Source organism: Ancylomarina subtilis, assembly GCF_004217115.1.
GTDB classification, from domain to species: domain Bacteria; phylum Bacteroidota; class Bacteroidia; order Bacteroidales; family Marinifilaceae; genus Ancylomarina; species Ancylomarina subtilis.
In genome coordinates, this window is record NZ_SHKN01000001.1 from 806,807 (window position 1) to 823,564 (window position 16,758).

At 36.5% G+C, this 16,758-nt stretch carries 14 protein-coding genes; 12 read left to right on the top strand and 2 right to left on the bottom strand.

Annotated elements, in window-relative coordinates; all coding sequences use genetic code 11:
- Positions 1 to 293 precede the first annotated feature (293 nt).
- Positions 294 to 2,222 carry a RecQ family ATP-dependent DNA helicase gene (locus tag EV201_RS03360; RefSeq protein ID WP_130305985.1) on the top strand — a complete coding sequence of 643 codons (1,929 nt, stop codon included), beginning with the start codon at positions 294 to 296 and terminating at the stop codon, positions 2,220 to 2,222.
- Between the two features lie 20 nt (positions 2,223 to 2,242).
- On the opposite strand, the gene EV201_RS03365 is transcribed toward EV201_RS03360, so the two are convergent.
- Together EV201_RS03365 and EV201_RS03370 are read right to left on the bottom strand one after the other, a co-directional pair.
- Complete coding sequence (locus EV201_RS03365) at positions 2,243 to 2,947, bottom strand: LytR/AlgR family response regulator transcription factor (protein ID WP_165389571.1); 705 nt, start codon at positions 2,945 to 2,947, stop codon at positions 2,243 to 2,245.
- A gap of 9 nt (positions 2,948 to 2,956) precedes the next feature.
- Positions 2,957 to 4,030, bottom strand: a complete 1,074-nt coding sequence (locus tag EV201_RS03370; RefSeq protein WP_130305987.1) for a sensor histidine kinase — start codon at positions 4,028 to 4,030, stop codon at positions 2,957 to 2,959.
- 344 nt (positions 4,031 to 4,374) lie between these two features.
- On the opposite strand from EV201_RS03370, the gene EV201_RS03375 reads away from it, so the two are divergent.
- The 11 genes from EV201_RS03375 to EV201_RS03425 all read left to right on the top strand — a co-directional run bounded on the left by EV201_RS03375 (position 4,375) and on the right by EV201_RS03425 (position 16,753).
- Entirely contained in the window at positions 4,375 to 4,746 is a 372-nt protein-coding gene (locus tag EV201_RS03375) for a MotA/TolQ/ExbB proton channel family protein (RefSeq protein WP_130305988.1), read from the top strand.
- Positions 4,747 to 4,935: 189 nt separating this feature from the next.
- Positions 4,936 to 6,249, top strand: coding sequence for an MFS transporter (locus EV201_RS03380; protein WP_130305989.1), 1,314 nt, complete (start codon positions 4,936 to 4,938; stop codon positions 6,247 to 6,249).
- A 276-nt stretch (positions 6,250 to 6,525) separates the two neighbouring features.
- On the top strand, positions 6,526 to 7,749 hold the full coding sequence (locus EV201_RS03385) for an IPT/TIG domain-containing protein (protein WP_130305990.1): 1,224 nt from the start codon (positions 6,526 to 6,528) through the stop codon (positions 7,747 to 7,749).
- Between the two features lie 219 nt (positions 7,750 to 7,968).
- On the top strand, positions 7,969 to 8,793 hold the full coding sequence (locus tag EV201_RS03390) for a carboxypeptidase-like regulatory domain-containing protein (RefSeq protein WP_130305991.1): 825 nt from the start codon (positions 7,969 to 7,971) through the stop codon (positions 8,791 to 8,793).
- Positions 8,794 to 9,029: 236 nt separating this feature from the next.
- Positions 9,030 to 10,163, top strand: a complete 1,134-nt coding sequence (locus EV201_RS03395) for a PAS domain S-box protein (RefSeq protein WP_130305992.1) — start codon at positions 9,030 to 9,032, stop codon at positions 10,161 to 10,163.
- Positions 10,164 to 10,545: 382 nt separating this feature from the next.
- A complete protein-coding gene (locus tag EV201_RS03400; RefSeq protein WP_130305993.1) occupies positions 10,546 to 11,541 on the top strand; it encodes an AAA family ATPase in 996 nt (331 codons plus the stop codon).
- 141 nt (positions 11,542 to 11,682) lie between these two features.
- Entirely contained in the window at positions 11,683 to 12,552 is an 870-nt protein-coding gene (locus EV201_RS03405; RefSeq protein WP_130305994.1) for a DUF58 domain-containing protein, read from the top strand.
- 92 nt (positions 12,553 to 12,644) lie between these two features.
- On the top strand, positions 12,645 to 13,676 hold the full coding sequence (locus EV201_RS03410) for a BatD family protein (protein ID WP_130305995.1): 1,032 nt from the start codon (positions 12,645 to 12,647) through the stop codon (positions 13,674 to 13,676).
- Between the two features lie 111 nt (positions 13,677 to 13,787).
- Positions 13,788 to 14,780 (top strand): vWA domain-containing protein, encoded by a 993-nt coding sequence (locus EV201_RS03415; protein ID WP_130305996.1) that lies wholly within the window; start codon positions 13,788 to 13,790, stop codon positions 14,778 to 14,780.
- Positions 14,781 to 14,893: 113 nt separating this feature from the next.
- The gene (locus tag EV201_RS03420; protein WP_130305997.1) at positions 14,894 to 15,925 is read left to right on the top strand and encodes a vWA domain-containing protein; all 1,032 of its coding nucleotides are present in this window, start codon (positions 14,894 to 14,896) and stop codon (positions 15,923 to 15,925) included.
- A 33-nt stretch (positions 15,926 to 15,958) separates the two neighbouring features.
- A complete protein-coding gene (locus EV201_RS03425; RefSeq protein ID WP_130305998.1) occupies positions 15,959 to 16,753 on the top strand; it encodes a tetratricopeptide repeat protein in 795 nt (264 codons plus the stop codon).
- The last annotated feature ends 5 nt before the right edge of the window (positions 16,754 to 16,758 follow it).

A 16,758-nucleotide genomic window follows, 5' to 3' on the forward strand; every position in this document is an offset into this window, starting at 1 on the left:
CTGGATGAGTTATAAAATCACGCTTCCGCGCATATTCTCACAAATGTATCTAATGCAATTCGATTGGCAAAATTCAACTAAATTTTAACTAATTATTAATTAAGCCAATTCAAAATACCAGATTCAGACTTACTAATTTAATTAGAATTTATTCACTAATGAAAGCAAAGCTAAGTCCAAAAGAATATCGTTTTGAAATTTTGTCAGTATCTCTAATATTAATCTGCCTATTTTATTAATTTCGTTGTTCAATAATCAATGAACTTCCGGAACGAATATTCAAACGCATCATCATGATACATCAGCTTCTTAAACAACAATTTGGCTTTCAAACATTCGGCAAAGGCCAGGAAGAAGTGATTACTAAAATTACCCATAGAGAATCTGCAATAGCTATTTTCCCTACGGGATCCGGAAAATCATTGTGTTATCAGTTGCCTGCGCTTACGCTTCCCAACCTAACTTTGGTTGTTTCACCTCTCCTGGCTTTGATTCAAGATCAACTTGATTTTCTACACTCAAAAAACATTTCAGCCGTTCGTATTGATTCCAGTCTCTCGAGAGAAGAGGAAATGGAAGTAATGAAAGGAATCAAAGAAAACAAGCATAAAATTTTAATGATCTCAGTAGAGCGCTTTAAAAATGAGCGTTTTCGACGCTTTTTAAAAGAGATTCCAATTTCCTTGCTTGTTGTGGACGAAGCCCATTGCATTTCAGAATGGGGACATAATTTCCGTCCGGATTATTTAAAACTTCCTGCTTATCAAAAAGAATTCAATATCGAACAAAGCCTCTTATTAACCGCAACCGCTACACCCAAGGTTATTGAGGATATGTGTTACAAGTTCGATATTGCAAGAGAGAATGTCAGCATCACAGGCTTCTACCGTTCAAACTTGAATTTGCAAGTAATTCCCGTCAAACAATCTGATAAAAACCAGGTTTTAGCTGAGACCCTTTCAAACAAAAAAAAGGAAGCCAGCATCATCTATGTCACACTGCAAAAAACGGCAGAAGATGTGGCTCACTTTCTGAGTTCAACGGGTATTGCTGCTACGGCCTATCACGCCGGTTTAAAAAATGAATTGAGGGAAGAGATCCAAAATCGTTTTATGAAAGGTGAAATCAATTGCGTTGTAGCAACCATTGCATTTGGAATGGGAATTGACAAAAGCGATATCCGTAACGTGATTCATTACGATCTTCCAAAATCCATTGAAAATTACTCACAGGAAATCGGACGGGCTGGTCGTGACAATCAAGCAGCCAACTGTTTGGTTTTAGCCAATCGGGATAATGTTAACATTCTGGAGAATTTTGTTTACGGCGATACGCCTGAATACGAAGGCATCAAAAAACTACTGGAAATTATTAAGAATGCAGGTGAACTCTGGGATGTCAGGTTGATGAATCTTCCTGCTCTTTGCAACATTCGAATGTTACCTATTAAAACTTTACTGGTTTATCTTGAAATAATGGGTATTCTTAAACCTCTAAACGCCTACTTTGCATCGTATCGCTTTGCTTTGAATATTGATGAACAAAGCATTATCAACAAATTCAAAGGTGAAAGAAAAGAGTTCATACAGGAAATATTTAATTCCTGTTCGAAGGCCAGAAAATGGTGGACGGTTGACTTTGATAACATCAAACAAAACCCCAAACTCGATCGTCAACGTATCATTGCAGCTTTGGAATATTTTAGCGAACAAGGCTGGCTGATTTTAGAAGCCTCACAAATGGCCGACGTTTTTTCTATACTTCAACCCCAGTTCGAAACTGAAAAATTGGCTTTGGATCTATTCGAAAAATTCAAATTGAAAGAAAGTGCTGAAGTCAAGCGTATCGAAAGCATGATTGCCTTATTTGAATCGGAATCCTGTTTGAGTACACGATTAGCCGCTTATTTTGGTGAAACATTAGCCATAAATGAATGTGGACACTGCTCTGTTTGTTCATCGGGAGGTGTCAAAGTGGCCCAAAGCGACGCATTAGCTCATTTGGAAACTTTCAATTTCAGTGATCTGACGGAAAAACTACGTTCCAGTCTTAAGGAGAAAGAAAGCCCGGAATTAATCACGAAGTTTTTATGTGGCATCTACACACCTAAATTCACAACGATTAAAGCTAAAGGAATGCCAGGCTTTGCACAACTGGAGCGCTATCGCTATCAGGATGTGATGAACTGGGTGAAAGCAAATCAAAAAGTTGGAAAAGTTTAAATATCTGATTGATATTTTGTTTACAAATTCATTTTCTCTTTTAAACTATTGCGATACGATCGGCCCACGGGAAACTCTTTCCCTTTTAAATAAACCCTATTACCAGAGATCGATTCTATTTTGATTAAGGGAACAATAAACTGACGATGAATGCGAATAAACTTATCCGATGGTAGCAATTCAATAAGATGAGAAAGGGTCTCCCGACTCACTAGCTTTTTCCCCTCATATCGACAGATGACGTAGTCACCAAAACTTTCAAAATATTCGAGTTTACTCAAATCTAAACGCACAATTTTCTTATCAACTTTTAAATTGAGAACCTCCTCTTTTAAAGGTAAACTCACGATCTGTTCTCTGCTTGACTTTTGTCTGTCATGGTAACGATTGATTGCCCGAGCCATTCTCTCAAGTGAAATGGGTTTCACGAGGTAATCGACCACATCCAAATCAAAAGCTTCCACCGCATAATTACGGTAAGCCGTTGTAAAGATAAGAGCAGGTGGCGTTTTTAATGATTTCAGGAATTGCAAACCATTAATCTGAGGCATCTCAATATCTGAAAAAATTAAATCAACCGGATGCTCCCTCAGAAAACTCATCGCCGATGGAGCGGATTGAAACCTGCCCACAATCTCCATTTCGGGAAAACTCGCCAAATGCCTTTCAATGACACGAATGGCAATGGGTTCATCATCTAACAACAGACATTTTATTTTTTGCATATCTATCATTTAAATTATCGTCAATCTCAATTCCACATCAAAACAGCCATCATCCTGTTTGATATTTAATTCATGCCTTGCCGGATAGATTAGTTCAAGTCGTTTACGAAGATTTTCCAACCCAATTCCCCCATTTCCTTTAGAAGCATTGGTGATTCGAATCGGATTTTTAATCCTAAAACAAAAATCATCGTCTAAATCAAGATGTATTGCAATAGTACTCGCCACATCATCTTTTCTATCGGTATGCTTAAAGGCATTCTCAACCAAAGGCAAAAGCAGCAAAGGCGCTATCATTTCGTTCATTTGCTTGCCAACTTCAAGATCGATATCCAGAAAAATTGCTTCACCAAAACGTCCCTTTTGAATGTTTGCATAATTTTCAACCAATTCAATCTCTTTATATATGGGAACAAATTTGGTATTGCATCCATAAAGCGTATAATCCAATATTTCAGAAAGAAGCATAATCATCCGAGGCGTTTCTTCTGACTTTTCAAGACTCAATCCATAAATACTATTTAAGGAGTTGAATAAAAAATGAGGATTGACTTGAGCTTTCAATAAATTTAATTCTGCCTCCTTAAGACGCAATTCAGTCTCTACCTTTATCTTATCCTGTTGTTCTCTTAATCGTTGTTCTTGCAAACTTCTTTGAAGCTGGCGATAGGCAACTCCAACCAAAATCACAAAGTATAAACCAACGAGAAAAAAACGCACATCCATGGTTGCAGGATCAATTCCCACAAGAGAATAATTCCAAACTAAAACAAAAAGACCTGCAATGATTAAAGTTTCAATACTCAGAGATAAACACAGCAGGTAAAATAGATACAAGCCAAACCTAAAATAACGCTTGGTTAATAAGTAACGTGGAATTATAAAATTATTTAAAATACGCGTACAAACGTAAGCAAGAGGCACAAAACAAAGACAAAAAATTAATGCATTATAATAATCCTGGCTATACAAACCGAAAAAGACAGATATAAACAAAAAAGCCATAGACCAAGTCAACAGAGATAGAGCTGTTCTTCTCCAGTTTACAAGATTCCTATTAAGCAAAGTTGAAATTTTCATCATAGCAGTTACGAAAATAGATATTTTAGTCTGAAGCAAAAACCTTTTACTTATGATATACGACAAACAGCCAAATTATAAGCTTAACGACAAAACAATATCATTTACATGATCGAAGAAACCTTTTACACATCACACACAAACCTCCAACAAACAAAGCATTATGATACAACATCATAAAATTCGTATAACATATGAAAACGATTGACTTGTATATAAAAAACAACTTAACCTTATTTATATGTTATTCATCTTAACTCTTTACCTATTAAACGCAATAAATTTGAAAAGAAATTAACAAGCGATAGGTTTGATTCGTATTTTTGTTTAACCTAAACTTTTAAAACATGATCGATCTTTTCTTTCAAGGCGGTACCCTATTCATGACTGTTATAGTGCTTACCGGACTGGGCGCCATTATATGGTCACTATTAACTTTAATCAAGTTTCTAAAACTTGGTTTTGTTACGAAACGACATTTAGATGCCATTTTATTCTTAGGAAGTATAAGTTTTTTCCTCGGCCTTCTTGGTCAAGGTATAGGCCTTTCAAATGCCCTTAATTCCATTCAAGATGTCCCATCAGTTTCACCAGCAGCAGTTGTTGGCGGATTAAAAGTAAGTATGATCCCACCTTTAACAGGTGCCATACTATTCTCTGTCGCGGGCATTTTCTGGTTCATTTTACATTACATGAATGCTAGAAAACAAGAAGCTTAGAAAGCCACTGGGACTAAAATAACCTACTAATTTAGCCACAATTTCAATATTGAGATTGTGGCATTTTTATGAAAGCCTTCAATTCAACACTTTTCAGCTACCCCATCATTCTTTTGGCTTTCCGACCTTTTTTCAACATAAATTTCTTCTTTCGGCGAATTTGGCTTCCTTTGTGCAAAATTTTATAATATGCCAATAAAACGTCATCCCAACTTACCTTTTGCGCCTTCCAAATTCCCTGTCTTTTACGGGTGGATGGCCATGATTGCTGCCACAATAGGAATCATTTGTTCTATCCCTGGTCAGACCATTGGAGTATCTGTCTTTACAGATTATTTAATAGATGCTTTGCAACTTTCCCGCGACGCCCTGAGCTCTGCCTATCTGATTGGTACGGCCATGAGTTCATTATTCCTAACCAAGGCTGGAAAAGTGTATGACCGATTTGGAGCACGATTCACCTCTATTCTTGCTGCAAGCATTCTTGCAATAACACTTTTGCTATTCTCTATAAGCGATCAGATGACTGCGAGTATTTCGTCCTTGACAAATATTTCATTTTCAACAATCAGTTTCATATTGGTATCTGCGTTATTCTTTATACTTCGTTTCTCCGGACAGGGCGTATTGACATTAGCATCTCGCAATATGCTGATGAAGTGGTTCAACAAAAGGCGTGGATTAGCCAATAGCATCTCCTCGGGTATTCAATCTTTCGGATTTGCTGTAGCTCCACTTTTTGTAGCAGGCATTATCCATAGCACCGATTGGAGCGCAGCCTACCTGATTATGGCAGCCATTATTGTTGCGTTTATCGTCTTTGCTTATGTTTTCTTTAGAGATAACCCTGAAGAATGTGGACTTATTCCAGATGGAAAAGTAATTGAAGAGAAAAAACAAAAAGCTTTTAAGGATAGTAACAAACAGTTCACACTAAAAGAAGCAAAGAAAACGCCTATCTTTTGGGTTTATGCGCTAGCCATTGCCTTTAGTGCTTTCTTCATTACAGGCTTCACTTTTAATGTGGTTTCTATATTCGAGATATCAGGTTATAGCGAACAGAAAGCATTAAGTATTTTCATTCCTGCTTCGCTAATTTCTATCGTTGCTGCCCTGGCAGGAAATGTAATAAGCGACTATATGCCACTTAAGCGTATTCTAATTATTTACCTTATGGGATGCTTGCTTTCTTGCATCGGATTATCTTGCCTTTCGCATTGGAGTGGTTACTACATTCTGATTCTTGGTAATGGTGTTATGGGAGGTCTTTTCTCTGTGCTGGCTTCGATTACATGGCCCCGTTTTTTCGGACAAGATCATTTGGGTGCAATTAGTGGATTAGCTATGTCTCTTATGGTATTTGGCTCAGCTATAGCTCCCCTATTCTTTTCTCGTATATTCACCCTAACAGGCAGCTACCAACTTGCCGGTATCGCTGGTGGGGTATTAGTTCTGATCCTACTTTTGTTCTCTTTAAAGCTGAATAACCCGCAGGAAGATTAATCGATAAGTATAAAGTGAAAAAGGTTAAAGGATAAAAGACATCCTATTAAGCCTTACAAATATATGAAGCCCAATTTCTATCATTAGAGATTGGGCTGCTCTCATTTCTGCCTCAACCAATTAACCCAATTGATTAAAATAGACTATCAAACTCACAAAAAATGAAAAAACTTTCAAAGTATTATTAAACATATATATCATTTCATTACATATTGATTTTTTAGCTTTTTTTGTTGTTACATAATAAATATTTACACTTAAAAACAACTTATTTTCATGAAAACAAAACTACTTTTATTACTCTGTCTGATAACTATATTAAACTTTTCGTGTAGTGATGACAATGACGACAAAATCATATTAACAGCTGGAGAGTTAAGTCTTACTGAAGGTCGGTTCGGAGATAAAATAACAATTACAGGAGAAGGCTTTAGTGAAATAAAAGAGGAAAATATCGTAACCCTTAACGAATTGATAATTCCTGTTGAAGAAGCCACTTCAACAAAGCTCATAATTACTATTCCTAAAGGTGCAACTACCGGTAAACTAAGTGTAAGAGTGGATGAAGCTAATATTGACTTTGGAATCTTTACTATACGCAAAGAAAAGCTTTTTGTTCTAAAATGCATTTTCGATAATGGGGGTGATTATATCATGACAATAGACCCGGAAACCGGGAAGGAAGACTTATTTGTAGAATTACCTAAAATTGAACATGATGTTGATCTAATGTACTCGTCTTTATGTTATCTCAGCAAAACAAATGAACTTGTTATAATGAAAAGAGCAGAATGGCCAGTTAAAGATTACTCTGTGCTCAAGATAAATATCGAAACCAAGACGATTACAGAAAAAGAATTCAAAGAAACACTTAATCTTGAAGACATCAATTTAATATCAGATAGGGAAAGTAACCTGTTCCTAATTAAGAACTTTCAATGGACTGAAGAAGACCACAACAAATCATCCATATATCGATTTGATATAGAAACCGGTGAGCAAAAATTACTAACGGAAGTAACAGAGGATTATATTTTCGGAACCAAAATTATTAAAGAAACTAACGAACTTCTTATAATTACCGATAACGATGGATGGGAAGATCGATCTACAAAGCTTATTAGCGTTGATTTAAATACTGAGAAACAAAAACTAGTCCCACTAAGCTATCCTAAAAGCCTTTATGGGTTTATCATTGGAACTGACAATAGCATCTATTTGGCAAACGAAACGGTATTTGAGCAACAAGTTGATTTATTAAAAATCAACACCCTCACTGGATCTGAAGAAGTTGTTATGGAGTTTTCAGACCCCAAATTATGGTATGGACGTCCGACTTTTTACGAAACGAATAATGAAATAATATATTTTTTAGATGACGACAACGATGTAACAAGTGGCATGCTCAAAATAAATCTTACTGATAAAACCACAAAAGAAGTCAACATCCTTAATACCGATGAATCCTATTATGGTAATGCTTCTAGTATTTTCATCTAACAGACTCTAATCACATTATAATGAAGACCTCTTAATTGAGGTCTTCTTTTTATTTTTACGCCTTCCTCCATAACAAATACCCAAATCTCAAGAAAACATTGTATTCCATCATATTAAATAAGCTTAAATACTGTTAAAAGTAAAACAATCATATTGTTTAATATTTCCAGCCTAACTACTTTAGAGGAGCTTATTAATAACCTGATCTCCTACTTATATATGATTCGAATTCTACTTTTTGTTTTGATTCTTTTCCTTTTCTGCAATTCATCAAGTGCAGCTACACTAACTAATGATTCCATCATCCGTATATCTGGCCAGATTGTTACAAAATCTGACTTAAGCCCCATCCCATTCTCACACCTTATTATTAAAGGCAAACGAAGTGGACAGATTTGTGATAGCTTGGGTATATTCCATTTACAGGTTAAACAATCAGATACACTACTCGTTTCAGCCTTAGGCTATAAAACTAAAGAATGGGCTGTTCCATTTATTTTCGGAAGCTCACTCTCCCAATTCTTCCAAATTCCTTTGGATGAAACCGCTTATTTACTCAATGAAGTTAGTGTATATGCATTGGGAACCTGGGACGAATTTAAAGCTGACTTTCGGAAATTAGAAATTAAAAATGAATATGCTCTCAATTCTCAAATAACAAAAGAACTGGCACCTTTCCAGACCAAAAAACCAAATATCGTTCCGCCTCAATATCGCCCTATTATCGAAGATCTTAGTGTTTGGGATGCCATTGGTACACCCGCCTCCTTTCTTTTCTCAAAATTCAGCAAGAAGGAAAAAAGAAAACGGAAGGTGGCTAAAATGATTCGAAATAAATGGCAAATAAAAATACTAAATCAGTATTACACCAGAGAAATTGTAGCCGCCAACACAGGCTTAAGCGGTGATGAACTAGACAATTTTATGGCCTATTGCGGCCCCAAACTAAACATTACTCAAACGACTAGTCAATACGATATACTGGAACAAATCGTAAATCACTATAAAACTTACACTAAACAAAAAAGAGGCTATCAGTTATAAGCACCTCTCCCACCATAATGACAAACATTAATTGTTTACCCTCACCCATTCAACACACAACAAACTAATAATCAATCATTCTAAATAAGAGACAAGCCAGTCTTTTATTTTGCAAACATCTCCTATATTCATAAATTGAGAGAGGCAAAGACCAAAGTGTTCAATGCCTTTTTTATCATTTTTCGATAAATCTGCATCTAATTTGCATTTATTCTTTCATTAACACTCCGTTAAAAATGGAAAATCAAACAGAACTTCTTTCAGAATTCAAATTCCAAGACGAAATAGCCCACACATCTGGCTCTTTATTGAATGATATTACAATCACAACATTACTTGAATCATTGGCTGAAGGTGTTATTTTCATAGACGAGTGGGGCCGAATTATTTTTATAAATGACCGTATGGCTAAACTAACTGGTTACGACAAACATGAAGTAATCGGACAACACATGAATCTTTTTATACCCTATAAGTTGCATCAAATACATCATTTTCATGTTAAAAGTTTCTTCAAGGCCCCGAAAATTCGCCCCATGGGAAAAGAGCTTGAACTGATTGCCAAAAGAAAAGACAATTCGACTTTTCCCGTTGAAATCAGCATCAGTTTCCTGGATATGAAATCGGGTAAATTGGGAATCGCTTTTTTAACAGATATCACGACCCGAAAAAAAGCTGAATATGAACTTAAGAAACGAAATCAGGAATTGGATGCCTTCGCACATACGGTTGCGCATGATTTAAATTCATCTTTGGCTGGTACGACTGGTTGCAGTGAAATACTTACAGACCCAAACTATAAACTCTCAAAAGAAGAACAGGACACGTATTTAAAAGAAATTGCACGAAGCAGTAGAAAAATGACCCATATTATCAGTGAACTTCTTCTTTTTGCAAGTATGAAAAAAGAAGATGTTGATGTTGTAGAAATCAATATGAAAGAATTAATCGACTCTGCCTGTGATCGATTAAAATATCAGATTATAGAAAGAGAAGTACAACTTGAAATTAGCGAAACAATCTCGAATTGTTTGGGATATTCCCTATGGGTTGAAGAAATCTGGTTAAATTTTATCAGCAATGCGATTAAATATGGCGGAACAAATCCTAAAATTAAAATATACAGTTCCAAAACAGACAATGGCTATATTAAATATAGCATTGAGGATAATGGCGAAGGCGTTGCTGATGAACTGAAATGTATTATTTTTAATGAGCATGATAAAAACAAAGACAAGCTCACAAAAGGCACAGGACTTGGCTTGTCTATCGTGAATAGAATCATTGAGAAGCTTGATGGCCACCTCTCTCTTGAAACCAAAATTGGACAAGGAAGCATTTTTAGTTTCTATTTAAAAGCACTCAAATAAAACAGACTCAAGGAACTCCTCCAATCGTAGTAATCGTATGACCACTACACTATAATATAGTAGCGTCACTATTACACAAAGTTTCGGTTACGACATCATCCCCTCAACTCATCCACAAAAATAAAGCTTAACAAAAATTAACGGCAAACAACTTTTATAAATAGTCCAAAAAATTATCTTTGTAGGGCACAAAAAATAATTGACATTTTTGTTGCCCTGAAAAGTTGTTCCAAATCATACTTTTTTTGAATGGAAGTCATTTGATTTCTGAAACAAGACTGTTTTATCAAGTTTTCTTCAGCATTTAACGGTCTTCAAAAATCAAAGTCTCTCCTTACCAATCAGATTGAATGTTTAATAACAAAAGCAAAATATATTTTTTATGATCCAGACAGTTGATATCAAAGAGCTAAACGAGCGTATCCAGCAGGAAAGTTCCTTCGTGGATATGATTTCTATGGAAATGAATAAGGTTATTGTTGGACAAAAGCATTTGGTCGAAAGCCTACTGATTGGCTTACTTTCCAATGGACACATCCTTCTTGAAGGGGTTCCCGGATTAGCAAAAACCCTTGCTATCAACACCCTTGCTACAACAATTGACGCAGACTTTAGCCGTATACAATTTACACCAGACCTTTTACCTGCTGATCTTGTAGGTACTATGATCTATTCTCAGAAAAAAGAAGAATTTGTTGTAAAGAAGGGACCTATTTTTGCCAACTTCATTCTTGCAGATGAGATTAACCGTGCCCCGGCTAAAGTTCAGGCTGCACTATTGGAAGCAATGCAAGAGCGTCAGGTGACTATTGGTGATCACACCTATAAATTACAAGAGCCTTTCCTTGTAATGGCAACTCAAAACCCTATTGAGCAAGAAGGAACCTATCCACTTCCTGAAGCTCAGGTTGACCGTTTTATGCTTAAGGTCGTTATCAACTACCCTAAAAAAGATGAAGAACAAATTATCATGCGTCAGAATCTACTAAAAGCATTCCCTGTTGCCACTCAAATTCTTAAACCTGAAGACATCATTAAGGCTCGAAGCGTAGTGAAAGATGTATATATGGACGAAAAAATTGAAAAATATATTGTTGATATTATTTTCGCCACTCGTTTCCCGGCTGATTATGGCTTAGAAAAATTCAAAGAGATGATTGCCTTTGGTGGATCGCCTCGTGCAAGTATTTCATTGGCATCAGCTGCTAAAGCATATGCCTTTATCAAGCGTCGTGGTTATGTCATTCCTGAAGATATTCGTGCCGTATGTCACGATGTCCTTCGTCATCGTATTGGTTTAACCTACGAGGCCGAAGCCAACAACATCACCAGCGAACACATTATCTCTGAAATTTTGAATACTGTTGAAGTACCGTAATTCAAGGTTAAAGGAAAGAAAGAGAAAATAAGGATACAGAAAAAGGATAAAGTGAAAAGATCTCAAGATCGTTCCCTTTCAACTCTAACCTTATACTTTTTCACTTTAACCTTTAAACTTTAACCTTTTCAAAATTGTAAAATGGAGACTAGTGAATTATTAAAAAAAGTCCGAAAAATCGAGATCAAAACCAAAGGCTTGTCTCGAAATATATTTGCAGGCGAATACCATTCTGCATTCAAAGGTAGGGGTATGACCTTTAGCGAGGTTCGCGAATATCAGTACGGCGACGATATTCGTAATATCGACTGGAATGTAACAGCTCGTTACAATACCCCTTTTGTTAAGCTTTTCGAAGAAGAGCGCGAAATGACCGTGATGTTGATGATTGACGTCAGTGGTTCCCGTGAATTTGGAACCATGTCAAAACTCAAAAAAAATCAAATAACTGAGATAGCTGCTGTACTTGCTTTTTCTGCTATTCAGAATAACGATAAAATTGGTGTCCTATTCTTTTCAGATACTATTGAAAAGTTCATCCCACCTAAAAAAGGGAAGTCGCATATTCTTCGAATCATTCGGGAATTAATCGATTTTAAACCCGAACATCGCAAAACCGATCTTAATAATGCCCTTCGCTACCTGACTAAGGCTATTAAAAAGCGCTGTACCACTTTTGTGATATCTGATTTTATAGATGATCAGGATTTTGAGAAAAGCCTGAGTATTGCCAACAACAAGCATGATGTCGTTGCCCTGAAAATTTACGATAAACGTGAAGAAGAATTACCTTCAATCGGTCTTGTAAGAATGCTCGATGCCGAAACCCGACAGTATCAATGGGTGGATACATCAAGTGCCAAGGTAAGGAACGCTCATGCCAAATGGTGGAAAGAAAATCAAGCTAAAATCGAAGAGACTTTTAAACGTTCAGGTGTAGATGTGGCAAATATCAGAACCGATCAGGATTATGTCCGATCACTAATTGCCCTATTTAAAAGAAGAGCTTAATAACAATTGAGGATTTTTGATTGATGAATGGATTTCGAATCGCAAATCTGTAATCAGAAATCTTAAGTAAGTTGAGATTTTAAAGAAATAAGATGATAGGATTAGAAACAATAAAGAAACAATTCAGAAAAAGCTTACTCCTTTTGGGTTTTGCCTTGCTGCTCAATCCGGCAACGGCTCAAAACCAAGAGGATGGTTTTACCTACAGTGTTGCTCTCGACACTAACGTCATTGCCATTGGGGATCAGATTCACCTAAACCTCTCGGTAGATCAACCCAAAGGTATAAATATTAGCTTTCCTGTTTTTACCGATAGTATTACCAAGAATATTGAAATCATTCGTCAGTGGCCATTGGATACCACTAAGAAAAAAAATGGTAGTCTGAAAATTAGCAAGAAATATCTGATTACGTCTTTCGATGGTGGCGTTCACAAAATTCCACCTTTCGAATTCAAGCTAAATGGAGAAAATATCAACAACATTATCCGTACCGATACCCTGCAACTGGGTGTACGAAGTTTTGAAATTGATACCACCAAAGCCAATTTCGATATTGCTATGCCAATTCATACGCCTGTCTCGTTTGCTGAGATTGCGCCTTGGGCTGGTGGCGGACTTTTACTCATTGCCATACTCTTTGCTGCTTATTATTTCTATCGCAGATACAAACGGAATCAACCTTTGTTTAAAGCAGAAGTTCCTGCCGAACCTGCTCATGTTATCGCATTTAGAAAATTGGAAGAAATAGACAATCAGAAACTCTGGCAAAAAGGCCATGTTAAGCAATACCATTCAGATCTGACGGACACCGTTCGTAACTATCTGGATGAGCGTTTTAACCTGGCAACTTTGGAGTCGACAACTGAGGAAACCATGGAGACAATTACCGAAGCCATCATGCCAAAAGATCTGATTGCTGACTTAAGAGTTATTTTGGAAAGAGCGGACTTGGCCAAATTTGCAAAATTTCAGCCTCTACCGGATGAAAATCAACTCAGTCTGAAATATGCATATCGCATTGTAGAAAATACACTAATAAAAGAAACTGTAAAAGACGAAACAGAAAAGGACGCTGAACCAATTGAATTAACAGAGGGTGAAGCAAAAAATATGACACCGTAAGCTACTATTGTTTACCGTGATAAGGTTAGCCAATATGAATTTTTATTTCACCTTAGTCTAACCTTTTTATTCTTTATCCTTTTTTTAACCTTTTACACTTGTACTTATAATATGAATAATCTAGATTTTGCAAATCCTGAATACCTTTATTTATTGCTGCTAATTGGTCCTCTTGTGGGTTGGTACATTTGGCGTGATAAAAAGGCTCATGCCAGTATACAGGTCTCTACTCTAAAGAGCCTGACTAAGGCTCCTAAGACTTACAAGTATTATTTCCGACACGCTCTACTTGTTTTAAGAGTATTGGCTATTGCTTTTCTGGTGATTGCTATGGCTCGTCCACAATCGAGTAACGATTGGAAAAATGTAAGCTCAGAAGGTATCGACATTGTTATGTCACTGGATATCTCGAGTAGTATGTTAGCTCAAGACTTCGAACCTAACCGTTTGGAAGCAGCAAAGGATGTGGCTACACAATTTATCACAGGTCGTCAGCAAGATAAAATTGGCTTGGTTATTTTTAGTGGAGAGAGTTTCACACAGTGCCCGTTAACAACTGATCATGCCGTTTTAATCAACTTATTCTCCGACATCAAATCAGGAATGATAGAAGATGGTACGGCTATCGGTTTAGGTTTGGCAAATGCCGTGAATCGCTTAAAAGATTCTGACGCCAAATCAAGAGTCATCATTCTTTTGACTGATGGGGTTAATAACCGAGGTGAAATTGCTCCTATTACGGCAGCTGAACTGGCAAAAACTTACGGCATTCGTGTTTATACAGTTGGTATTGGAACTCAGGGCACAGCCCCCTACCCTTTTCAGACACCTTTCGGCATACAAATGCAGAATATGCCTGTCGAAATCGATGAGGCAACTCTAACAGATATTGCCGAGCTTACAGGGGGGAAATACTTTAGAGCAACAGATAACAATAAGCTTAAAGCCATTTACGAAGAAATCGATCAGATGGAAAAAAGAAAAATTGAAGTGACACAATTCAGCACTAAAAAAGAAGCCTATAAAGCTTATGCACTTTGGGCTGCTCTTTTCCTTCTATTCGAAATTGCCTTTCGCAACAGTATTCTTAGAAACATTCCTTAACGAATTTAAAATTGAGGATTATTGATTTAAGATTAAAATAAAATAACCATTGAGTATTGAGATGTAAATCATCACAAAGCTAAAAGTCGATACTCATCTAATAATATTTGAAAATGAACCAGTTTCGTTTTGAACATCCGGAATATCTCTACCTCCTTTTTATTCTTCCTGCTCTTGTGGTACTTTACTACATCAGCTACAGAATGAAAAAGAAGGCTCTTCAGGAATATGGGGAGATGTCTATCATTTCACAACTGATGCCTTTTGCATCATTCACTCGTCCAATTTATAAATTCTCAATCCTGCTTTTGGCTTTTGCCTTTCTGATTATTGCCATCGCTGGTCCTCAGTTTGGTTCAAAATTGAGAAAGATAAAACGTAAAGGAGTCGAAATTGTAATCGCTCTGGATGTTTCAAACTCCATGTTGGCTCAGGATATTCAACCCAATCGTTTAGAAAGTGCCAAGCGTGCCATCTCTAAAATGGTGGATAATCTGAATAATGATAAAATTGGATTGATCGTATTTGCCGGTGAAGCTTATACACAATTGCCAATTACAACCGATTATTCTTCGGCCAAACTTTTCCTATCGGGCATCAATACAGATATTGTACCTGTTCAGGGAACGGCTATTGGAGCAGCCATTAACTTAGCAAGTAAGAGTTTCACACCCGATAGCGAAGCGAGTAAAGCCATCATCGTTATTACCGATGGTGAAAACCATGAAGATGATGCAGTAGCAGCAGCAAAAACAGCACTGGAACAAGGCATTGTTGTTCACACCATTGCCATGGGGTTACCAAAAGGAGCTCCCATCCCTGTTAAAGGTAAATCCGGTCAATTCAGACAGGACGAGAATGGAAATGTGGTGATCTCAAAATTGGATGAGAAAATGCTTGCCGAAATCGCTGAAGCCGGCGGTGGCAACATGATTAAAGCCAATAATACCACTACAGGATTAAATGCACTTTTCAAAGAAATTAACAAAATGGACAAAACCGAATTGGAACAAAGAATCTACTCGGCTTACGATGAAAAATTCCAATATTTCATCGCAATTGTCCTTTTACTTATTCTGATCGAATATCTGATTCTTGATAGAAAGAATCGACATTTAAAGGATATTCATTTATTCAGCAAATAGATATTAAAATCAGGATTGATTAAAAAGATTGACATGAAAACAAGAATTAGCCTACTCATATTAGCCTTACTTAGCCTTGCTTGTTTCAAAGCAAATGCCCAGAAAGAAAGAAAATTCATCAGAAAAGGGAATGGCCTTTTTGAAGATAAAAACTTTGAGAATTCGGAGGTCGAATATCGAAAAGCTCTTGATAAGAAAAATGCATCCTTTGAGGCTGCATTTAATCTGGGAGATGCCCTTTACAAACAAAAAAAATACGATGAAGCTCTTGAGCAATTTCAAACGCTCGCTTCTAAAGAAACAGATCCCCAACGTCTGGGTTTATTGCACTACAATATTGGCAATACCCTGCTTCTAAACAAAAAGATTGATGAGAGTATTGAAGCTTATAAAGAATCGCTTCGACATAATCCGGATTCAAAAGAGGCCAAATACAACCTGGAATACGCTCGTAAGATGAAGGAAAAACAAGAGCAACAAAAAAAGCAAAACAAAGATCAGCAAAACCAAGACAATAAAGATAACAAAGACAAAAAGGATCAGGATAAAAAAGATCAACAAAACAAGGACGATCAAAAGAAGAAGCAAGACGATCAGAAAAAAGATCAGGATAAAAAGAAAGATCAAAAAGATAAAGAGAAGCAAAAGCCTAACGAAGGCGACAAAAATAAAAAACAAGAACCTAAAGAGGGTAAAATCTCCAAAGAAGATGCTCAGCGCTTGCTACAAGCACTAGAAAATGACGAGAAAAAAGTGCAACAGAAAGTGCAAAAAGCCAAAGCTAAAGCACAACAAAAGAAAAAACAGAAAATAAAAAAGGATTGGTAAAACGC

What these genes read in the sequence shown, in the direction of transcription:
- EV201_RS03360 (WP_130305985.1), top strand. Translation starts at nt 294, where the DNA reads ATGATACATCAGCTTCTTAAACAACAATTTGGCTTTCAAACATTCGGC.
- EV201_RS03365 (WP_165389571.1), bottom strand. Translation starts at nt 2,947, where the DNA reads ATGCAAAAAATAAAATGTCTGTTGTTAGATGATGAACCCATTGCCATT.
- EV201_RS03370 (WP_130305987.1), bottom strand. Translation starts at nt 4,030, where the DNA reads ATGATGAAAATTTCAACTTTGCTTAATAGGAATCTTGTAAACTGGAGA.
- EV201_RS03375 (WP_130305988.1), top strand. Translation starts at nt 4,375, where the DNA reads ATGATCGATCTTTTCTTTCAAGGCGGTACCCTATTCATGACTGTTATA.
- EV201_RS03380 (WP_130305989.1), top strand. Translation starts at nt 4,936, where the DNA reads ATGCCAATAAAACGTCATCCCAACTTACCTTTTGCGCCTTCCAAATTC.
- EV201_RS03385 (WP_130305990.1), top strand. Translation starts at nt 6,526, where the DNA reads ATGAAAACAAAACTACTTTTATTACTCTGTCTGATAACTATATTAAAC.
- EV201_RS03390 (WP_130305991.1), top strand. Translation starts at nt 7,969, where the DNA reads ATGATTCGAATTCTACTTTTTGTTTTGATTCTTTTCCTTTTCTGCAAT.
- EV201_RS03395 (WP_130305992.1), top strand. Translation starts at nt 9,030, where the DNA reads ATGGAAAATCAAACAGAACTTCTTTCAGAATTCAAATTCCAAGACGAA.
- EV201_RS03400 (WP_130305993.1), top strand. Translation starts at nt 10,546, where the DNA reads ATGATCCAGACAGTTGATATCAAAGAGCTAAACGAGCGTATCCAGCAG.
- EV201_RS03405 (WP_130305994.1), top strand. Translation starts at nt 11,683, where the DNA reads ATGGAGACTAGTGAATTATTAAAAAAAGTCCGAAAAATCGAGATCAAA.
- EV201_RS03410 (WP_130305995.1), top strand. Translation starts at nt 12,645, where the DNA reads ATGATAGGATTAGAAACAATAAAGAAACAATTCAGAAAAAGCTTACTC.
- EV201_RS03415 (WP_130305996.1), top strand. Translation starts at nt 13,788, where the DNA reads ATGAATAATCTAGATTTTGCAAATCCTGAATACCTTTATTTATTGCTG.
- EV201_RS03420 (WP_130305997.1), top strand. Translation starts at nt 14,894, where the DNA reads ATGAACCAGTTTCGTTTTGAACATCCGGAATATCTCTACCTCCTTTTT.
- EV201_RS03425 (WP_130305998.1), top strand. Translation starts at nt 15,959, where the DNA reads ATGAAAACAAGAATTAGCCTACTCATATTAGCCTTACTTAGCCTTGCT.